Annotated in this window: 19 protein-coding genes; 10 read left to right on the top strand and 9 right to left on the bottom strand. The window is 68.7% G+C overall.

Translation table 11 applies throughout. The features are described 5' to 3' along the window. Nucleotide 1 precedes the first annotated feature (1 nt). The 5 genes from D3D02_RS03670 (at nucleotide 2) to D3D02_RS03650 (ending at nucleotide 3,196) form a co-directional block, all read left to right on the top strand. Nucleotides 2-286, top strand: a complete 285-nt coding sequence (locus D3D02_RS03670) for a hypothetical protein (protein ID WP_121568627.1) — start codon at nucleotides 2-4, stop codon at nucleotides 284-286. Nucleotides 287-324: 38 nt separating this feature from the next. Then, nucleotides 325-663, top strand: a complete 339-nt coding sequence (locus tag D3D02_RS03665; RefSeq protein ID WP_121568626.1) for a hypothetical protein — start codon at nucleotides 325-327, stop codon at nucleotides 661-663. Further along, the gene (locus D3D02_RS03660; protein WP_121568625.1) at nucleotides 660-1,571 is read left to right on the top strand and encodes a hypothetical protein; all 912 of its coding nucleotides are present in this window, start codon (nucleotides 660-662) and stop codon (nucleotides 1,569-1,571) included. Before D3D02_RS03665 ends, D3D02_RS03660 begins: the two co-directional genes overlap by 4 nt. Before the next feature lie 84 nt (nucleotides 1,572-1,655). Continuing rightward, on the top strand, nucleotides 1,656-2,531 hold the full coding sequence (locus D3D02_RS03655) for a hypothetical protein (protein ID WP_199722998.1): 876 nt from the start codon (nucleotides 1,656-1,658) through the stop codon (nucleotides 2,529-2,531). Further along, nucleotides 2,528-3,196 (top strand): chromosome partitioning protein ParA, encoded by a 669-nt coding sequence (locus tag D3D02_RS03650; protein WP_121568624.1) that lies wholly within the window; start codon nucleotides 2,528-2,530, stop codon nucleotides 3,194-3,196. Before D3D02_RS03655 ends, D3D02_RS03650 begins: the two co-directional genes overlap by 4 nt. A 135-nt stretch (nucleotides 3,197-3,331) precedes the next feature. Here the strand turns inward: D3D02_RS03650 and D3D02_RS03645 are convergent, their stop codons facing one another. Further along, nucleotides 3,332-4,222, bottom strand: coding sequence for a transcription initiation factor IIB family protein (locus D3D02_RS03645; protein ID WP_121568623.1), 891 nt, complete (start codon nucleotides 4,220-4,222; stop codon nucleotides 3,332-3,334). A gap of 163 nt (nucleotides 4,223-4,385) precedes the next feature. Here D3D02_RS03645 and D3D02_RS03640 point away from each other — a divergent pair, with 163 nt between their 5' ends. Beyond that, a complete protein-coding gene (locus D3D02_RS03640; protein WP_121568622.1) occupies nucleotides 4,386-4,907 on the top strand; it encodes a hypothetical protein in 522 nt (173 codons plus the stop codon). Nucleotides 4,908-4,979: 72 nt separating this feature from the next. Here D3D02_RS03640 and D3D02_RS03635 read toward each other — a convergent pair whose 3' ends face one another. From D3D02_RS03635 to D3D02_RS03610, 6 genes are all read right to left on the bottom strand, one after another. After that, the gene (locus D3D02_RS03635) at nucleotides 4,980-5,744 is read right to left on the bottom strand and encodes an AAA family ATPase (protein ID WP_121568621.1); all 765 of its coding nucleotides are present in this window, start codon (nucleotides 5,742-5,744) and stop codon (nucleotides 4,980-4,982) included. A gap of 78 nt (nucleotides 5,745-5,822) precedes the next feature. Further along, on the bottom strand, nucleotides 5,823-6,251 hold the full coding sequence (locus tag D3D02_RS03630; protein WP_121568817.1) for an HIT family protein: 429 nt from the start codon (nucleotides 6,249-6,251) through the stop codon (nucleotides 5,823-5,825). 49 nt (nucleotides 6,252-6,300) lie between these two features. After that, nucleotides 6,301-6,969, bottom strand: coding sequence for a uracil-DNA glycosylase family protein (locus D3D02_RS03625; RefSeq protein ID WP_121568620.1), 669 nt, complete (start codon nucleotides 6,967-6,969; stop codon nucleotides 6,301-6,303). Nucleotides 6,970-6,975: 6 nt separating this feature from the next. Beyond that, nucleotides 6,976-7,842: a ribose-phosphate diphosphokinase gene (locus D3D02_RS03620; protein WP_121568619.1), complete on the bottom strand. Its 867-nt coding sequence runs from the start codon at nucleotides 7,840-7,842 to the stop codon at nucleotides 6,976-6,978. A gap of 93 nt (nucleotides 7,843-7,935) precedes the next feature. After that, nucleotides 7,936-8,805 carry a hypothetical protein gene (locus D3D02_RS03615; protein WP_121568618.1) on the bottom strand — a complete coding sequence of 290 codons (870 nt, stop codon included), beginning with the start codon at nucleotides 8,803-8,805 and terminating at the stop codon, nucleotides 7,936-7,938. A 55-nt stretch (nucleotides 8,806-8,860) separates the two neighbouring features. Continuing rightward, a complete protein-coding gene (locus tag D3D02_RS03610) occupies nucleotides 8,861-9,226 on the bottom strand; it encodes a hypothetical protein (RefSeq protein ID WP_121568816.1) in 366 nt (121 codons plus the stop codon). A 317-nt stretch (nucleotides 9,227-9,543) separates the two neighbouring features. Here D3D02_RS03610 and D3D02_RS03605 point away from each other — a divergent pair, with 317 nt between their 5' ends. From D3D02_RS03605 to D3D02_RS03595, 3 genes are all read left to right on the top strand, one after another. After that, nucleotides 9,544-10,665, top strand: a complete 1,122-nt coding sequence (locus D3D02_RS03605; protein ID WP_121568617.1) for a tRNA (guanine(26)-N(2))-dimethyltransferase — start codon at nucleotides 9,544-9,546, stop codon at nucleotides 10,663-10,665. 117 nt (nucleotides 10,666-10,782) lie between these two features. Next, nucleotides 10,783-12,162, top strand: coding sequence for a YihY/virulence factor BrkB family protein (locus D3D02_RS03600; protein ID WP_233560574.1), 1,380 nt, complete (start codon nucleotides 10,783-10,785; stop codon nucleotides 12,160-12,162). 184 nt (nucleotides 12,163-12,346) lie between these two features. Then, on the top strand, nucleotides 12,347-13,243 hold the full coding sequence (locus D3D02_RS03595; RefSeq protein WP_121568615.1) for a phosphatase PAP2 family protein: 897 nt from the start codon (nucleotides 12,347-12,349) through the stop codon (nucleotides 13,241-13,243). A 118-nt stretch (nucleotides 13,244-13,361) separates the two neighbouring features. Here D3D02_RS03595 and glnA read toward each other — a convergent pair whose 3' ends face one another. Beyond that, entirely contained in the window at nucleotides 13,362-14,738 is a 1,377-nt protein-coding gene (glnA, locus tag D3D02_RS03590) for a type I glutamate--ammonia ligase (protein WP_121568614.1), read from the bottom strand. Between the two features lie 126 nt (nucleotides 14,739-14,864). Here glnA and lrp point away from each other — a divergent pair, with 126 nt between their 5' ends. Continuing rightward, the gene (lrp, locus tag D3D02_RS03585; protein WP_121568613.1) at nucleotides 14,865-15,323 is read left to right on the top strand and encodes an HTH-type transcriptional regulator Lrp; all 459 of its coding nucleotides are present in this window, start codon (nucleotides 14,865-14,867) and stop codon (nucleotides 15,321-15,323) included. Between the two features lie 79 nt (nucleotides 15,324-15,402). On the opposite strand, the gene D3D02_RS03580 is transcribed toward lrp, so the two are convergent. Further along, entirely contained in the window at nucleotides 15,403-16,317 is a 915-nt protein-coding gene (locus tag D3D02_RS03580; RefSeq protein WP_121568612.1) for a DUF6293 family protein, read from the bottom strand. Between the last annotated feature and the right edge of the window lie 17 nt (nucleotides 16,318-16,334).

Below are 16,334 nucleotides of genomic sequence, written 5' to 3'. Positions count from 1 at the left end.
AATGGACCGCATCTCTGCCCTTCGGAACGTCGAGGAGGCCCTCAGCGACTTCGAGGCCGGCGAATCGGACCTCGCCGCGACCGAACAGCGCGTCGTGACCGTCCTGCGGACGTACGCCACCGACTTCGAGGGGGAAGGCGGGATCCGTGCGTATCAGGCGACCGGCACGGGCCGTGCCCACGGGCTCGTCGTCGTCGCCGAGAGCGAGAGCGACGCGCGCGAGCGGATCGCCGACCTCCTCGACGAACGACCGGACCACATCGACGCCGACATCTCGCCGGTGTAAGTGGGTTTTTACCGCCGCCCGGAAATTGAGGCGTAGTCGTGTTGTTGGTAGTGACGTACTCGCGTCGGGCACGCGAGACGCTGCGAAACGCCTGTCGAGCACACGAAGAGACCGTCGTCCGGCGGTTCGGTCGCGCCGCGCTCCTGCGGGAGACGGAGTACGGCGCCTTCTTGGCCTGTCGGCTTCGCGAGCGACACGCCGCCGACGTGCAAGTCGAACGCACGGAACCGTTCAACGAGTTCGCCGACGCGCCCGACGCGGTGCGAAAAGCCGCTGCCGCATACGAAAACCGGGAGTCGCCGAGCACGCCGTACGACCGATTTGCCGCCGGCACCGACCATCCGGAGTCGGACGCGATGCGCGAGCGGGAACTGTGAGCGGCCGGTTCGATGCCGTCGCCGACACCGCTGTCCGGCTTCCCGATGGTTCGACGCGCGACGGGCCGATCGTCGACCTTCGTGACGTTGAACTCGGTCCCTCACGCGATGCGCTCGACCGCGTGGTCTGCGCTGGCTGCCCGACGACGAGCGGCGCGCTGACCGTTCACTCGCCGCCTCCGCAGTCGGTCCACCGGCACGTGTCGCCACTCACGCCCGCAACGACGCTCGATCGTCGCGCGGCGCTGGCGGCGCTCGCTGCGGCGCGCGGCGTCGAGACCCCCTACGACGACGATCTCCGAACTGCGAGACGATCGCTTCGCTCCGCGGCGCCCGCGGCGGTCGGCGTCGCAGAACTGCGTACCGCCCGTCGCCGCGCCGCAGCGGCCGGTGCCGAAACCGAACGGCTTCGGGAACGGGTCGCGACTATCCGCGGCCGGGTGAACGCGCTTCGCGACGCGGATCACGGGACGAGTGACGACGGACTCGCAGAAGCCGAAGCGTCGCTCTCGGAGACGACCCGGCGGCTCTCCGAGGTCGCGACCGAGCGCGTCGCCGCCGCCCAGCGGCTGGAGCTTCTCGAACGCAACGCACGGTCCGCACGCGACACCCGCGACGCACGACTGCGGCTCGAAGACCGCGTCGGCAACCTCGAACGGGCCGTTCGCGACGCCCGTATCGCGGCTGTCGAGGACGACGTTCTCGCCGCGCGCCGAACGGTTACCGCTCGACTCTCGCGGACCCGACCCCCTGACGCCGCCGTCTCGAACGGCGTCTGCGACGCCCTCGCAGTGGCTCGGGCCGCGCCGATCCGCGCACCGGTGGTCGTCGCGCCGGACCTCGTCGGCGCACTCGGCGGACCGACGTCGACACACGACGTCCTCGACGCACCCATCCTGATTCACTGACGGATCGGCCGCTTCCTGATCCGCTGACGGGTCTGCTCCATCCCGAGACGACAGTTTATGTACCAGCCCGCGGCCAGGCCGCGCGTGCAGACCGACGCTCACGCCGCGCCCGTCGATGTGCCGCCAGTTCGAACGACGACCACCACCTCTCGCGTCGCGGGCGTGACGCTCGTGCGCGTCGAACTTCGGAGCGACCTCGCGGTCGAGATGCGCGTGCGCGTCTCGAACGAACTCGATGGGCCCGTTCTCCCGCCGCGTCGTGCGGGCGTCCCGTCGGCTGGCTGGGATGCGGACGGATTCTCGGGGACGATCCCCGCCTCGGGACGACTCGGCATCGGATACGCCTGTCCGGCGGTGAACGATCCGGATCGCTCGCCGGGTGTCTCCGCAGACGACCCGGGAGACTCCTCGGACGGGTCACCGGGCGTATCCTCGGCTAATCCGGACGCGTCTGTCGTCTCCGTCGACCTCCTCGGCCCCGCGGACGCCGACACCGACGAGCGTGACCTAGTCAGTTCGGCCGTCCGGACGCTCGGGCGTGCGACTCCCCCCGCCGACGCCGTGCCGACTGAGACGGTTGCCGCGACGCCTTCGGGGGGTTCGGGAGCCGGACCGGACCGTACTGGCGGGGCTGACGCTCCGCTCCCCGACGCCCTCGACGCGTGGCTCGACGCGGTCGAAACGCGCGTGGAACACGCCGAGCGATTGACCGACGCGTCTGTTTCCGAGGCGACTGCGGTGCTCGACGCCTGCGGCGGCATCGATCCGATTTCAGACCTCCCCGACTCGCTCGCTGCCGATAGAAGAGCACTCCGGACCGTCGCGGCGCGGATCGACGACCTCACCGCTCGTGCGGCTGTTACCGACCTCGATCCAGTCGTCTCGGCGCTGGCAGAGGCTGCCGAGGGGCCAGCGGTGCGAGAGAACCCGACGGCGTCGCCGTCCACGGAGGACCGATGATCCTCGCCGTCACCGGCGGCAAAGGCGGCGTCGGCAAGTCGACGCTCTCGGTCGAATTCGGTGCGGCGCTCGACGCGACGGTCGTCGACGCCGACCTCGGGATGGCCGATCTCCCGACCGGACCCGGCCCGGACCTCCACGACGTGCTGGCCGGTCGTGCCGGTCCCCTCGAAGCGGTTCGTGAGGGGCGCGGCCCGGTACGCTTGCTCCCCTGTGGTCGGTCACTCGCGGGCGCTCGGGCGGCGGACGTCACAGCCCTCGACGAAACGCTCCGCGCCGTCGAGCGCGCGTACGGCGACGTCGTCGTCGACTGCCCGGCGGGAATGAAGGCCGACGCGGGCGTTCCCCTGGCGGTCGCAGACGCCTGCGTCGTCGTGGCGTCACCGCAGTCGTACGCGCTCGCCGACGCCGTTCGCTCGCGGGAACTCGCCCGCGAACTCGACGCGGGACTCGTCGGCGTCGTGATCAACCGTGCGGTCGACGACCCACCGGAGCGAGCCTTCGAGGAGGTTCTCGGCGCACCCGCGGTCACCGTGCCCGCCGATCCACGCGTCGGAGAGACGATCGAGTCGTTCCGTCCCGTCGTGCAGGCCGCGCCGTCGACACGTGCGGCTCGCGCAGTGGTGACGGTCGCCGACGCGGTCCAGCGAGCCAAGCGAGTCTGATCGGTCGCTGATGTCGCGCACGAGTCTGATTGGTCGTCGACGTAGCGGTCGCTGAGTCGCGTCGGCTGGTGCTCCACACCGACAGCGTCGTAGAATCAGTCGATAGTGCTGGTCCCGTTCGTCCGCCAGATCTCGCTACTCGTCGTCTCGGAGCTTCTGGTACGTCGACCGCAGCGTGACCGGCGTGACGCCGGCGGCGTCGGCGGCCTCCCGCTGGGTCAGGTCCGCGTCGCTGTCTCGGGCAGCCGTATAGAGACACGCGGCGGCGACGCCGCTTGGGTTGCGGCCGACCGCGAGGCCGGCGTCGACCGCTTCGGCGACGTACTCTCGTGCCCGCCGTTCGACGTCGCCGGCGAGGTCCAGTTGCGAGGCGAATCGAGGGACGTACTCCGCGGGATCGATCGGACCGACCGGCAGGCCGAGTTCGCGGTTGATCGCGTCGTAGGCGGCAGTCTGTTCGGCTTCGGTCGCTTTCGCCGCGTCTGCGACCTCGTCGACCGTCCGCGAGACGCGGGCGACACGACAAGCCGCATAGACACAGGCTGCCGCGAATCCCTCGAGGGATCGTCCGCGGAGGAGATCCTCCGACTGCGCGGAGTCGAACAGCGAGCAGGCGTGATCGCGGATCCGTTCCGGCAACGAGAGCGCGCTGGTGAGCCGGCGGATCTCGGTGAACGCGTACACCTGATTCCGCTCGCGCTTCGTCGAGATCCGGGCGCGGTTGTGCTGGCGGCGCATCCGAGCGAGCCGGCGCCGCTTCCGTCCTTTCACGCGCGTCGAGCGGCCGATTTCGGTCGAGAGGCCGCGGTCGTGTCGCGAGCGCGTCAGCGGTGCGCCCGTCCGTTTCGGGTCCGTGTCGTCGTCGGCGAACGAGCGCCACTCGGGCCCGTGGTCGATCCGGTACTCCGAGAGCACGAGTCCGCAGTCGCCACACACCGTCTCTCCGCGCGTCGTCTCGGGGCGACCCTCGCATTCGGGGCAGGCGTTCGTCGTCGTGCTGGCGTCGGCGGTGGGTGCTTCACTCATCACAATTGAAACTCGGTCGCGAAGCCATATTTAAAGACGGGAGAATACGGGGTATTGAGCCCGCTATCGCCGCGTAGTACCTACCGGTAAACGATAGGTAGTGATATCTAATCTGATATTTGGGTCGAAACCTCTTATTCGGACTGGCGGAAAGGACTCGACGATGGGTTTGTCGGAGATCGCAGCGGGGTTGGAACTGACGACGAAGCAGACCGAGCGCGGCGTTGCGACTGTCGACGACACCGACGTCGACCTCGACGCGCGGCTCAGAACGTTCGAAGACGACCTCCCGTGTACGGCCGCGGCGGCGTCGACCGTCCTCGATCGCTACGACGCGGGCGTGAGCGTCGGCGACGCCGGAGAGGCTGCCGCGCTCGCACCGGTCACGGCCGCGAAGCTCCTCCACCGCTGCGGCGTCGAGGGCGTGACACCGATTTCGCCCACGGCGCGCCGCGTGCTCCGGGACTGGCTCGACGGTCGGATCGCGCGTGCGGACGCACTCGAACTGACGAACGCTGAGGAGTCGGAGTTCGCACTCGCGGCGTACGTCGAAACGCACGAACCGATTCCCGAACTGGCCGAGGCCGTCCGACGCGACGCGTCGGCACCGATCGCCGGCGACGCGCTGGTCTCGAAGCGCGACGCGCTCGCCGAGACGATGAGCGCCGGCGCCGACTTCCAGTAGTCGTTCCGGTCGCCGCGCAGGGCCTTGCTTTCGTTTTGCGGTTCTCGCACTGGCGCTGGGAACCCCTCCGGTCTACCGACCGACGTACTCGCCGACGGTACCGAGGAGCCCGCTCTGTTCGGTGTCGGTGCCCGTAATTTCACGCCCCGTCACCGCGGCCGCGACGCGCTCGACCGCTGCGGCGAATGCGCTGTCCTCGTTCGGTACCCGCGGTTCCGTCTGTACGTCGAGCGACCCCGCGTCGGGGATCGAGACGTCGGCCGTTTCGAGTTCGCCGCGCGTCGACACGACGAGCGACGCTTCCGCGCCGACGTCGGCGAGGCGCTCGTGGGTCCGCTGGATCGCGGTCGCGCCGCGGTCGCTCGCCGGTGCGACGACGGCGACGTGATCTGCGACGTTCACCGCGGCGACGGCCTGGTTCGCCGCGATCGGCGGGACGTCGAGGAGGACGCGGTCGAACCGCGACGCCGCAGTCGCGATGCGGGATTCCAACGTCTGGGCGGCATCCACGCGCTTTGCGCGAGCCAGACGCTCGAAAGGCGCGTGAGCGGGACAGACGGCGATGCGACCGGCAACGTCGCGGCCGACGTCGAGTTCGGAGAGGCCGGTCGAGAGATCGGCGCCCTCCTCGTCGGTCACGAGCGCCGTCACGTCGGGATCGATTCGCCCCGTGAGGTAGTCGCTGAGTCCTTGCGTTCCGAACGCGGCGTCGACGACGGCGACCGTCCGGCCGTCGGCCGCGAGCGCGGCGGCCACCTCGACGACCGTTCGGGTCGTTCCCGCGCCGCCCGTCGCGCCGACGAACGCCGCAACGCCTGGCGTCTCTGGTGTGGACATACGCCACGTGGCCGCGCACTCGGATTTAAGTGGTCCGGTCCCGCAGTCGTGCGGTTCGACCGCTGTGCGGGACGCCCGCTACTCGCCGGACTCGATGGAGTCGGCGATGTCGTCGAGTTCGTCCTCGGAGAGGTCCGGTCGGTCGCCCGCGACGGCGTGGATCGGGCCGCCGCCGTCGCCCTCGAACCGCGGCACGACGTGGACGTGGACGTGCGGGACTTCCTGGCCGGCCGCTTCGCCGTTGTTCACGCCGACCGTCGTCGCGTCGGCATCGACGGCCGCTTCGATGCGAGGAGTCAGCTCCTGCACCGCGGCCCACAGGTCGGCGGCGACGTCCCCGGGAATCTCGTCGAGCCGCTCGTAGGGCTCTTTCGGCACGACGAGCGTGTGACCGGGCGCGAGCGGGTTCGCGTCGAGGAAGGCTGCGACGGTCTCCGTCTCGTAGACGATGCGCGCCGGGATGTCGCCGGCGATGATCTGCTCGAAGATGGTCGGGTCTCCGCTCATAGGCGTCACGTCGGACGGATCGCCGAAGTAGGTTCGGGTCGCTGAAAAATCAGTCGTCGCCGACAGCTTCGTCGATCGCCACACGGACCGCCGCCCGGTACTCGCCGTCGTCGTAGCCGAGTCGGGCGCGCCAGACATCTTGGTACGACGGATGGAGAACCGGGAGCAACGTCGCGTTCGCCCGCTCCAGTTCGGTGGGCTCCAGCACCCGATCGACGAAGCCGTCCAGTTCCCGCCCGTCGAGTGCGAGCGCGCTCGCGGTGGCGTGTTTGCCCGTCGCCACGATGACGGCGGGATCGACGGTATCGATCTCCGTCCAGAGGTGGTCGCGGCAGTTCGCGCGCTCGTCCGGCGTCGGTTCCCGGTTCGACCCCGCGCCGTCGCAGGGGAAGCATTTCACGGCGTTCGTGACGTAGGCGTCGGGATGGCCGGCGTCGGCGAGCAGTTTCCGAACGCGACGCCCCGAATGCCGGGTCGTGTACGCTCGCCCCGTCCAGTTGCCGCCGCGCCACGTCTCGGCGTCCGGTTCGCCCGCGCCGGGGGCTTCGCCGACGACCAGCACTGCCGCATCGCGGTCGCCGGTCCCCCACGAGATCCGCTCGCGGCACGCGACGAGCGCGGGACAGCGCGAACAGTCGGCTTCCAGCACGTGCCGGTCGTCGGGGTAGTACTGGTCGGCGTCAGCCGTTCCGCTGGACGAAGGCTCCGGGTCGGTCATCCGGCGTTACGCGGCTTCGACGGCGTCGACGGCGGCGGCGACGAGCGGCGCGACCGAGACGACGCTCACGTCGCGCTCGATGGTGTCGGTGCCGATCACGCGCTCGATGCCGGCGCGTTCGAGTTTCGTCCGGGCGTTCTGTGCGAGCAGCGGATGGACGCACGCCGCGAAGACGCGGGCCGCCCCATCGTCGTCCAGATGCGACACGGCTTCGCTCATCGTCGTCCCGGTCGCGACGATGTCGTCGACGATGACGACGTCTCGGCCCTCCGTGTCGGCATCGCTCGGCGCGATCTCGACCTCTGTCCCGGAGTGGCGCGTCTTCTCGAAGTAGTCGGTTTCGCCGCTCCCGTAGGCGTCACACGCCGCTTCGGCGAGTTCGGTTGCACCGGCGTCCGGCGACAGAAAGAGCGGGTCGGCCAGATCGTCCGGAAGCGGTTCGGCGAGTCGCCCCGCGGCGTCACAGATCGTCACGTGTGCGTCGAAAAAGTCGGAGATCGACGTCTCGTGGGGGTTAACGAGCACCACGCGATCCGCGCCGGTCGAGACGGCGCGAGCCATCGCGCGTGCGGAGACGGGCTCGCCCGCCTCGAAGGCGCGGTCCTGTCGCGCGTAGCCCATATACGGGATCACGGTGACGACCTCGGACGCACCCGCCTCGCGAACGGCGTCCTGTAACTGCAGCAGTTCGACCCACGCGTCGTTCGAGTCCGTCGTCGCGACCACGACCGCGCGCTCGGCGTCGAACTCGGGGACGGCGGCGAGCGTCTCGCCGTCCGGGAAGCGATTGTACTCTACGGCCGCCAGCGGTTCACCCAGTTCCGCCGCGAGCGCGGCCGCGAGCGCCTGTGAGGATGCGCCGGGTACGATCATACTGGTGTTCTCACGATCCGCGCTAAAACCCCTTTCCGTCTTCGCGCCGCGTGCGAGTGGGGCGCACTGCTCTTTCCCCGTCGCGATGGGCCGTCAGACCGCGGCCGCTGCGACGTCTCTCACTCCGAGTCCGCGGTGCCGCCACTCGTCGTCTCCCAGTCGCACGGCGAGCGTCCCGTCTGCCGTGACCGCGTACGAGGACTCCGCGCCGTGGGTCACGGCCACGACGTCGCCGTCGACCGGCAGGGCGTCCTCGTGCCAGGCCTCCTCGTCGGTGTCGGCATCGGGGTCCCGCGCGTACAACGTCCCCTCGCTCACGGCGTGCGCGCGGGAGCCGACCGCGTCGACGGCGTCGACCGGATCGGAAAGCACGTCCATCCAGCCGTTCCCGAGTTTGAACAGTCCGGATCCGGTCGCCACGAGCGGTTCGGCGTCGACGTCGCGGGCGTCGTCGAGGCCAGCGTGCGTCGCGCCCGCGTCGTCGACGCGATAGACGCCGTCGGCGGCGGCGACGAGGCCGCCGTCGATCGCGCGCACCGCGCCCACGGACCCGACTTCTGTCCAGGTCGCGTCCGCGTCGCCGGCGGCGTCATCCGGGACCGCACACCGACCGATCCGTCCCTCCCCGTCGCCAGCGAGAAGCGCGTCCGCGTCGAATCCGACGGCGGTCGCGGGCCCGAAGCCGGTCGCGGCGAAATCGAGCGCGTCGGACGGGCCGGCGGTGGCGGCCGCGTCGCCGTCCACTGTGCTCCGATCAGCCACCAAGACGTCCTCGTCGGTCGCGACCGCGACGAGCGGGCCCGCCGTCGCGACGTCGCGGGCGTGACACCGAGCTGCGACGCCGAACTCCCCGATCAGGTCGTCGGAGACGGAGACGGCGACGACGCCGAGTCCCGTCGCGAGATAGACCGTCTCGGTCCCGGAGTTGTCGGTGTACACTCGCTTCTCGTCGATCGTTGGCATACCCGAAATTCGCCGAGACGTGGTAAAAACGGTGCGGAGCGCGTCTCGACGGGGTCTATATGAACTCCCGAACCTCGGAGTACCACATCTCGTGGTAGTCGACTTCGCCGATGCGTTCGGCGATGGCGACCGCGAGCACGTGCCAGCAGCGCTCGTGGGGGTCCTCCGGATCGAGGTTGTACGCGCTGTCCTTACAGGTGCACCCGCCGTCCTCGACGACGTACTCGTCTTCGTGGCCGACGACGACGGTGAAGTCCCGGTAGCGCTTGATGCGACCCTCCGAGACGGCTTCGATGGCACGCGCGCCGCGGCCGTCGTGGAGTCTGATCAGCGTGTCGACCGCGTTCGGCGTGAGTTCGCCCGCCTCCGCCAGTTCGCGCCGCCAGGCGGTTTCGGCGTCGCTGTCCGTCTCGGTCGGCACAGCGTAGTCGTCGTGGGCGTTCTCACTAGGGTCGGCGTTCTCACCAGGGTCGGTGGCGGAGGCGCTGTCGGTGTCGTCGGTGACGTCGCCGGCTGTGTCGCTGCCCGCGTCGCTGGCGACCACGTCGACCCCGTCTGTGTCGTCCGTCGACCCGCGCTCGTCGGTCGGGCCGCCGTCGCCGTCACTCACGCCCGTCGCTTGCTCGGGGGCGGACAAAACGCCACCGGTGCCCACTTCGGCCGTCGGCCGCTTCTCCCGAGAGGTTCTCCGGACCGTGCATCGCATCGCTTTTCGCCGCGGGGCGTCCGAACCGAGGTATGGACGTTCGTGAGGGCGATGTCGAGCTTTCGGTCCCCGACGCTCGCGACGGCGCGTCGGAGGGGGCGGGCGACGGCGTGTTCTACAACCCGACGCAGGAACTCAACCGCGACGTGACGGTGGCGACGCTGCGGGCCTACCGCGAGCGCGAACCGCGTCTCACCTCGTATCTCGACGCGATGGCGGCCAGCGGGATCCGGGGCGTCCGCGCCGCCGCCGAAGGACTCGACGTCACGTGTGTCGACGTCGACGCCGACGCGGTCGAACTCGCCCGCGAGAACCTCGCGCGCAACGACCTCGGCGGCGACGTGGTCGAACGCGACGTCAACGCGCTCCTCCACGAATCCGTGTTCGACGTCGTCGATCTCGATCCGTTCGGCACGCCGATCCCCTTCGTCGACGCCGCGTTCGCGAACACGCGCAACCTGGTCTGCGTCACCGCCACGGACACCGCGCCGCTGTGTGGCGCCCACCAGCGCTCGGGCATCCGCAAGTACGCGACGCTCCCGCAGAACACCGACTACCACCCCGAGATGGGGCTTCGTGTCCTCCTCTCGGCGCTCGTCCGCACCGCCGCGCGGTACGACAAGGCCGCGGTGCCGATCCTCTCGCACGTCACGCGCCACTACGCCCGAGTGTACCTCGAACTCGACGCCCGCGCGACGCAGGCCGACGCGCTCATCGACCAACTGGGCTACGTCCACCACTGCGAGGACTGCCTCCACCGAACTCACGAGTTCGGCCTGATCGCGCACCCGCCCGAGACCTGTGCCGCCTGCGGTGGCGACCGCCTGCTCGCCGCCGGGCCGCTCTACCTCGGGCCGATCTCCGAACCCGACTTCGTCCGTGCGGTCCGCGAGCACGTGACCGAGGAGATGGGCGAGGCGGCGCGCGCTCGGCGGATGTTAGACACCGTCGCGAGCGAACTCGACACGCCGACGCACTACGACCAGCACCGCCTCTGCAAGCAGTGGAGCCGCTCTGCACCGGCGATGGACGACTTCCTCGCGGACCTCCGGGACGCCGGGTTCGAGGCGACGCCCGCCCACTACTCGGGCACGTCGTTCAAGACCGATGCGACGGTCGAAGAGATTCGCGACGCGACGGTCGACGCCGAGTAGTCGCCGCTCGAACGCATCGCTCGGGCCGCTCCGGTCCGCGCACCGGGATCGATGACCTCCGCGACGCACGCCGATCTACCACCTACACTCTTGTGTCAGTCCGGCGAACAGACTCCCGTGAGCGTCCGGACTCGTGACCCACTCGTCGTAACGCGTGCGATCGTCGACACCGTCCGTGAGCGGGAGGTGACGTTCCTCGCGGCGAGCATCTCGTACTACGTGCTCGTCTCGCTCGTCCCGCTTCTCACGCTCGCTGTCGTCCTCGCGACCGTCATCGGCGGGGCGGAACTCGCCGGTCAGATCCGGACGATCGCCCAGCAGTATCTGCTCCCGTCGGGGGCCGACCTCGTGGAGAACGCGCTCGCCGACCGCACCGGACAGGGCACCCTCTCGATCGTGAGCCTCCTCGTCACGGTCTGGGGCGCGCTGAAACTGTTCCGCGGCATCGACGTCGCGTTCTCTCGGGTCTACGGCTACCCGACCAGTTCGATGGTCGACCAGATTCGCGATGGCCTCTTGACCCTGCTCTCGCTCGGCGGGGCGACCATCGGCGTCGCCGTCGCTGCGACCGTCATCGCCATCGTCGACGTGCCGTTCGTCGGGATCGTGAGCCCGCTCGTCCTCCTGGCGTTTCTCGTCGTGGCGTTCGTCCCGCTGTACGCGCTCATCCCCGACGTCCCGATCACGCTTCGACAGGCACTCCCGGGAGCGCTGTTCGCAGGCGTCGGCTGGGCGATTCTCGGCGTCGTCTTCGGCTTCTACGCGCAACTGTCCAGCGGGGTCGCGGGCGCGCTCGGAGCGCTGTTGTTACTCGTCACCTGGTTTTACTTCTCGGGCATTCTCGTGCTCACCGGCGCGGTGGTCAACGCCGTCCTCGCAGGGGAGGTCGACGCCGCAGACCGAGAGACTGCGGAGTCGGACGGCGACGCCGACGAGCGAGACCGGCAGGTACAACACCCGCGGGGCCGACGTGACGAGCGGACGATGAGTGCGGACGACGCGACGACACCCGACGACGACGCCGCGGAGGATGCGACGACGCCCGAGGAGGACGTGGAGGGCGCCGCGAGCGCCGGCAGCGGACCACGTGGGGGCGACGACACCGACGTCGAACCCCGCGGCGCGCCCGACATCGAGGACCTCGATCGCCGCATCGAGGAACTGCGCGCCGACCTCGACACGTTCGAGGAGGACGTCCAGTCGCGCACGGTCGAGCGCCCCGACGTCGAATCCGAGATGCGCCGCTACGTTCGCGGGCGACTCCGCCGGGGGAAAGCCCGCGGCTGGGGGCCGTATCTCGTCTTGCTGTACGGGACGGCGGCGACGATCGGCGCGTTCTATCTGCTCGACGACGACCTGCTCGCGGTGGTCGCGATGCTCGTCATCTACCTCTCGACGCTGGGGCTCTACGCCCTCTTCGTGATCTTCGGCGTCGGACTGAACGCGCTCGGCGTGCCCGGGCGGCTCGTCGACTGGGTTCGCGATCGGCGTTCCTGAACCGGCCAGTCCGCGCTCGCTTCATACCCGCGGCGCGTCTCACCCGCGCTCGCTTCACACCCGCCACGTTCGTTCCGTCGCGTTCGATTGCTGGGTCCCGCTTTTCTGCCCTGTCATATCCTCGAAAGCGGTGACACCGACGAACCCGACGATATTTGTCGCTCGCGCAGCGAGAGACGCACCGATGACTCCGACCGCAACGCCGCTCGCCACGCGCGGCATCGGCGAAGTCGCGTTCGCCGAGTCGCTCCCGGACGCCATCGTCGCGGTGTTCTGGGCGCTCACGCACCTCGGAAACCCCTATCTCCTGCTCGCGTGCGTCGCGCTCGCGTACCTCCTTGGGGACCGCGTCGGCATCCCGCGCCGCGGGGCGGCGTTCGCCCTCGCGCTTGGCCTCTGTGCGATCGGCCTCACGATCGGACTGAAGCACTTCTTCGGCCTCCCCCGCCCGCCGATCTCGTATCGCGACGGACTCGGCTTTCCCAGCGGGCACGCGCTCGGCTCGACGATGTTCTGGGGCGGCGTCGCCGTGCTCGCGACGTGGGGTCGCTGGCGACGGCGACTCACCGTCGCGGGCGTCGTCGTCGGTACCGTCGCCCTCTCGCGCGTGCTGATCGGCGTCCACTACCTCGCGGACGTCGTCGCCGGCGTCGCCATCGGGGTAGCGTTCCTCGCAGCGGCCTTTGCGCTCGGACCCGGATTCTCGCCGAAGTCACCGAGCGGTGCGCTCGCGACGCCCGAGCACCGCCACGTCACCGCGCTGTTCGTCCTCGCGGTCGCACTCGGGCTCGCGGGGCTCCTCGTCGCTCCCGGGGAGAGTGAACTGTTCTTGGGCATCGGCACGGCCGCTGGCGGGGTCCTGGCGTGGCAGCGCTTCGGCCGCCGCGCGGCCACGGTGACTGTCGAACTGTCGACCCGGACGTTCGCCCTCGGCGGCGGCGGACTCCTCGTCGCGCTCGGCGTGATGAGCGGCACCGCAAAACTGGTCGAGAACGGCCCGCTCATCGCCGTCGCCGGGGCGGTCGGCGCCGTCGGACTGCTCGCGCTGCCGCTCGTCGTCGACGCTCGCGACGTGGCTTGAGGCGACGTTCGGCCACGAACGGCGCCCGCTCCGCTACGGCGTCGGAGAACGGCAGACGAAAGAACCGAAGAAGGGAAGAACGAAAACGGAAGGACCCGCAGTCAGGCGTCGGCGTCGCTCAGTACTTTTCGAGGTAGCGATCGAGTTCCCACTGGGACACGTCGATGCGGAACTCGTCGTACTCCTGGGTCTTCGCCTCGATGAACTTCTCGGAGACGTGCTCGCCGAGGGCTTCCTTGATTACCTCGTCGTCTTCGAATTCGGCGACGGCCTGACCGAGGTTCGCCGGCAGCGTGTCGATACCGTACTCCTCGCGCTTGGCCTCGTCGAACTCGTAGATGTTCTCTCGGACCGGGTCGGGCGCTTCCAGGCCCTTCTCGATCCCTTCGAGACCGGCGTGGATGATCGCCGCGAAGGCGAGGTAGGGGTTACACGACGGGTCGGGCGAACGCAGTTCGATGCGCGAGGCTGCCGGCACGCGCGCGGCCGGCTTGCGGATGAGCGCCGAGCGGTTGCGGTCGGACCACGCGACGTACACCGGCGCTTCGTAGCCGGGGACGAGGCGCTTGTAGCTGTTCACCGTCGGGTCGGCGACGGCCGTGATCGCCGGGGCGTGTTCGAGGACGCCGGCGAGGAAGGCGTGGGCGGTCTCCGAGAGGTTGAACTCGTCGTCGTCGTCGTGGAAGGCGTTGTTGCCGTCCTCGTCGAACAGCGAGACGTGGGTGTGCATCCCCGAGCCGTTGATCTTCGGGATCGGCTTGGGCATGAACGTCGCGTGGAGGTCGTGCTGGGCCGCGATGGCGCGAACGACCGTCCGGAACGTTCCGACGTTGTCGGCGGTGGTGAGGGCGTCGTCGTACTCGAAGTTGATCTCGTGTTGGCCCTCGGCGACCTCGTGGTGACTGGCTTCGATCTCGAAGCCCATCTGTTCGAGGCCGTAGATGATGTCGCGGCGGACGTCGGAGGCGAGGTCCTTCGGCGCGAGGTCGAAGTAGCCGCCGGCGTCGTTGGTCTTCGTCGTCGCGCGGCCTTCTTCGTCTTCCTCGAAGAGGAAGAACTCCGGCTCGGGGGCGACGTTGACGGTGTAACCCATCTCCTCGGCGCGTTCGAGCGTGCGCTTCAGGACGCTCCGCGGGTCGCCCTCGAAGGGCTCGCCCGTCGTCGTGTTGATGACGTCACAGATGAGACGCGCCGAGCGGCCGTCGCGCCACGGGAGGATCGCGAACGTCTCGGGGTCGGGCTTGAGCCGCATGTCGGACTCCTGAATGCGGACGAAGCCCTCGATGCTCGACCCGTCGAAGTAGATCCCGTCAGTGAAGGCCTTCTCGGCCTGCGTCGCGGGTACGGCGACGTTCTTTACGGTGCCGAGGATGTCGGTGAACTGCAGGCGGAGGAAGTCGACGTCTTTCTCCTCGATTTCGTCGATGACGTGCTGTGCTTCGGCGGAGAGGCCACCGTCTGCGACGGCGGCACCGGATTCATTTTGGTCCGTCATGTCCTGGACAATCGAATCCGAACACTCCCAGTATAAAGACGTTATCGCTTAGTGCAAATGCCCGCAGTCGCTATCCTAATTGGATATTCGTAAAATTCTAATGTACCCAGACGCATCGTGAGTGTAATGACGTACGAAAACCTGGATGCAAAACTGATCAACGCATTACTTGGCGACGGACGCGCGAGTCTTCGGAGCCTCGCCGAAGAACTCGACGTCTCGGTCACGACAGTGTCGAATCACCTCCGCGACCTCGAAGATCAGGGCGTGATCGAGGGCTACACCCCCCGTGTCAACTACGACGCGCTCGGCTACGACGTCACGGCGATCATCCAACTGAAGGTCGAAGGGAGCGCGCTCCCCGAGATCACGGAGCGACTCCGCGGCCACAAACAGATGACCACCGTCTACGAGGTGACGGGCGATTACGACGTCATCGCGGTCGGCAAATTCGAGGACACAGACGGGATGAACGCACAGATCAAAGAACTCCTCACCGACGCGGACATCCGCGAGTCGAACACGAGCGTCGTCCTCAACGCCGTCGTCGAAAACGAGCAGTTCGACCTCGACGTCGAGGAGTAATCTCGGGTTCCGGAGTCGCGACGATCGGACGTTCGGCTGGTCGACCCTGTTCCGCTCGCCTCCCCTCTGAGAGCGGCGGTCAGTCGTCCGCAAGTACGTCGTCTTCGGCGTGAGCGCGCACCCAGAGTTGCCCGATGCGCGAGAGCCGCGTCCGGTAGGACTTCCCGTGTTCTTCCTGTTCGATGTAGCCCTTCCCGCCCGGCCCCAGCCGGTCGACGTTGTAGATGACCTTCGAGCGGAAGGAGTCGGTGTACTCCTCGTTCATATCGCGCGCCAGCGTCTCTGCGAGTTCCGAGACGGAGTCGAACTCGCCGTACTCGCCGAGTTCGAAGAGGATGACCTCCTCGAACGGTTTGACGTTCCGGAACGAGGCGACCGGGAGCTCGACGATGTGGCTGTCGCCGATGCGCTTCGCGCCGATGGTCGTCCCGCGCTCGTCGAATTCGTCGAGGATGTCGGTCGCCGACTCGTAGCGCTCGCGGACTCGGTCGTCGTCGACGTCAGCCCCCGCGAGGACCTCGCCCAGCAGGTCTTTGGCTGCGCGGACTTCCTCGGCCAGTTCGGTTTCGAGATACTTCTCCGGGGCCGTGTAGTAAGTGTGAATCCGCTCGCGGTCCTCCTGGCGCTCGACCATAATCGAGTGGGCGGCGGTGGCGAACGCGAACGAGACGGGACGGGGCATCGCCGAGACGTTCACCCACACTTCCGAGTCGTCGGCGGCGTCGAGTTCGGCGTTGATGAGATCGTAAGCCTGCTCGAACGCGGCGTCGTAGTCGTAGACGTCGGCGACGACGACGCGCTCCGTGTCGGCGCCCAAGAGGTTCTGGAAGTCCTTCTCTAACTTCCCCGAGAGGTTTCGAGAGTACTCGACGTTCGACTCGCTGCCGACTGCGCCCTCCAGAAGAATCACCCGGTCGACGTCCTGCTGGTCCCGGATGAGGGGGGCGATCAGCCGGTCGTAGTCGAACCCGACCGGGACGATGTGGGTCTGCATACGCCGTCGTAGGAGCG

The organism is Halobellus sp. Atlit-38R, from assembly GCF_003665925.1.
Taxonomy (GTDB): domain Archaea; phylum Halobacteriota; class Halobacteria; order Halobacteriales; family Haloferacaceae; genus Haloquadratum; species Haloquadratum inordinatus.
The sequence above is the reverse complement of the archived record's forward strand: the minus strand, read 5'-3'. Positions and strand labels throughout refer to the sequence as shown.

Coding starts and splice junctions, on each gene's coding strand:
- D3D02_RS03670 (WP_121568627.1), top strand. CDS start 2: ATGGACCGCATCTCTGCCCTTCGGAACGTCGAGGAGGCCCTCAGCGAC.
- D3D02_RS03650 (WP_121568624.1), top strand. CDS start 2,528: ATGATCCTCGCCGTCACCGGCGGCAAAGGCGGCGTCGGCAAGTCGACG.
- D3D02_RS03645 (WP_121568623.1), bottom strand. CDS start 4,222: ATGAGTGAAGCACCCACCGCCGACGCCAGCACGACGACGAACGCCTGC.
- D3D02_RS03640 (WP_121568622.1), top strand. CDS start 4,386: ATGGGTTTGTCGGAGATCGCAGCGGGGTTGGAACTGACGACGAAGCAG.
- D3D02_RS03635 (WP_121568621.1), bottom strand. CDS start 5,744: ATGTCCACACCAGAGACGCCAGGCGTTGCGGCGTTCGTCGGCGCGACG.
- D3D02_RS03630 (WP_121568817.1), bottom strand. CDS start 6,251: ATGAGCGGAGACCCGACCATCTTCGAGCAGATCATCGCCGGCGACATC.
- D3D02_RS03625 (WP_121568620.1), bottom strand. CDS start 6,969: ATGACCGACCCGGAGCCTTCGTCCAGCGGAACGGCTGACGCCGACCAG.
- D3D02_RS03620 (WP_121568619.1), bottom strand. CDS start 7,842: ATGATCGTACCCGGCGCATCCTCACAGGCGCTCGCGGCCGCGCTCGCG.
- D3D02_RS03615 (WP_121568618.1), bottom strand. CDS start 8,805: ATGCCAACGATCGACGAGAAGCGAGTGTACACCGACAACTCCGGGACC.
- D3D02_RS03605 (WP_121568617.1), top strand. CDS start 9,544: ATGGACGTTCGTGAGGGCGATGTCGAGCTTTCGGTCCCCGACGCTCGC.
- D3D02_RS03595 (WP_121568615.1), top strand. CDS start 12,347: ATGACTCCGACCGCAACGCCGCTCGCCACGCGCGGCATCGGCGAAGTC.
- glnA (WP_121568614.1), bottom strand. CDS start 14,738: ATGACGGACCAAAATGAATCCGGTGCCGCCGTCGCAGACGGTGGCCTC.
- lrp (WP_121568613.1), top strand. CDS start 14,865: ATGACGTACGAAAACCTGGATGCAAAACTGATCAACGCATTACTTGGC.
- D3D02_RS03580 (WP_121568612.1), bottom strand. CDS start 16,317: ATGCAGACCCACATCGTCCCGGTCGGGTTCGACTACGACCGGCTGATC.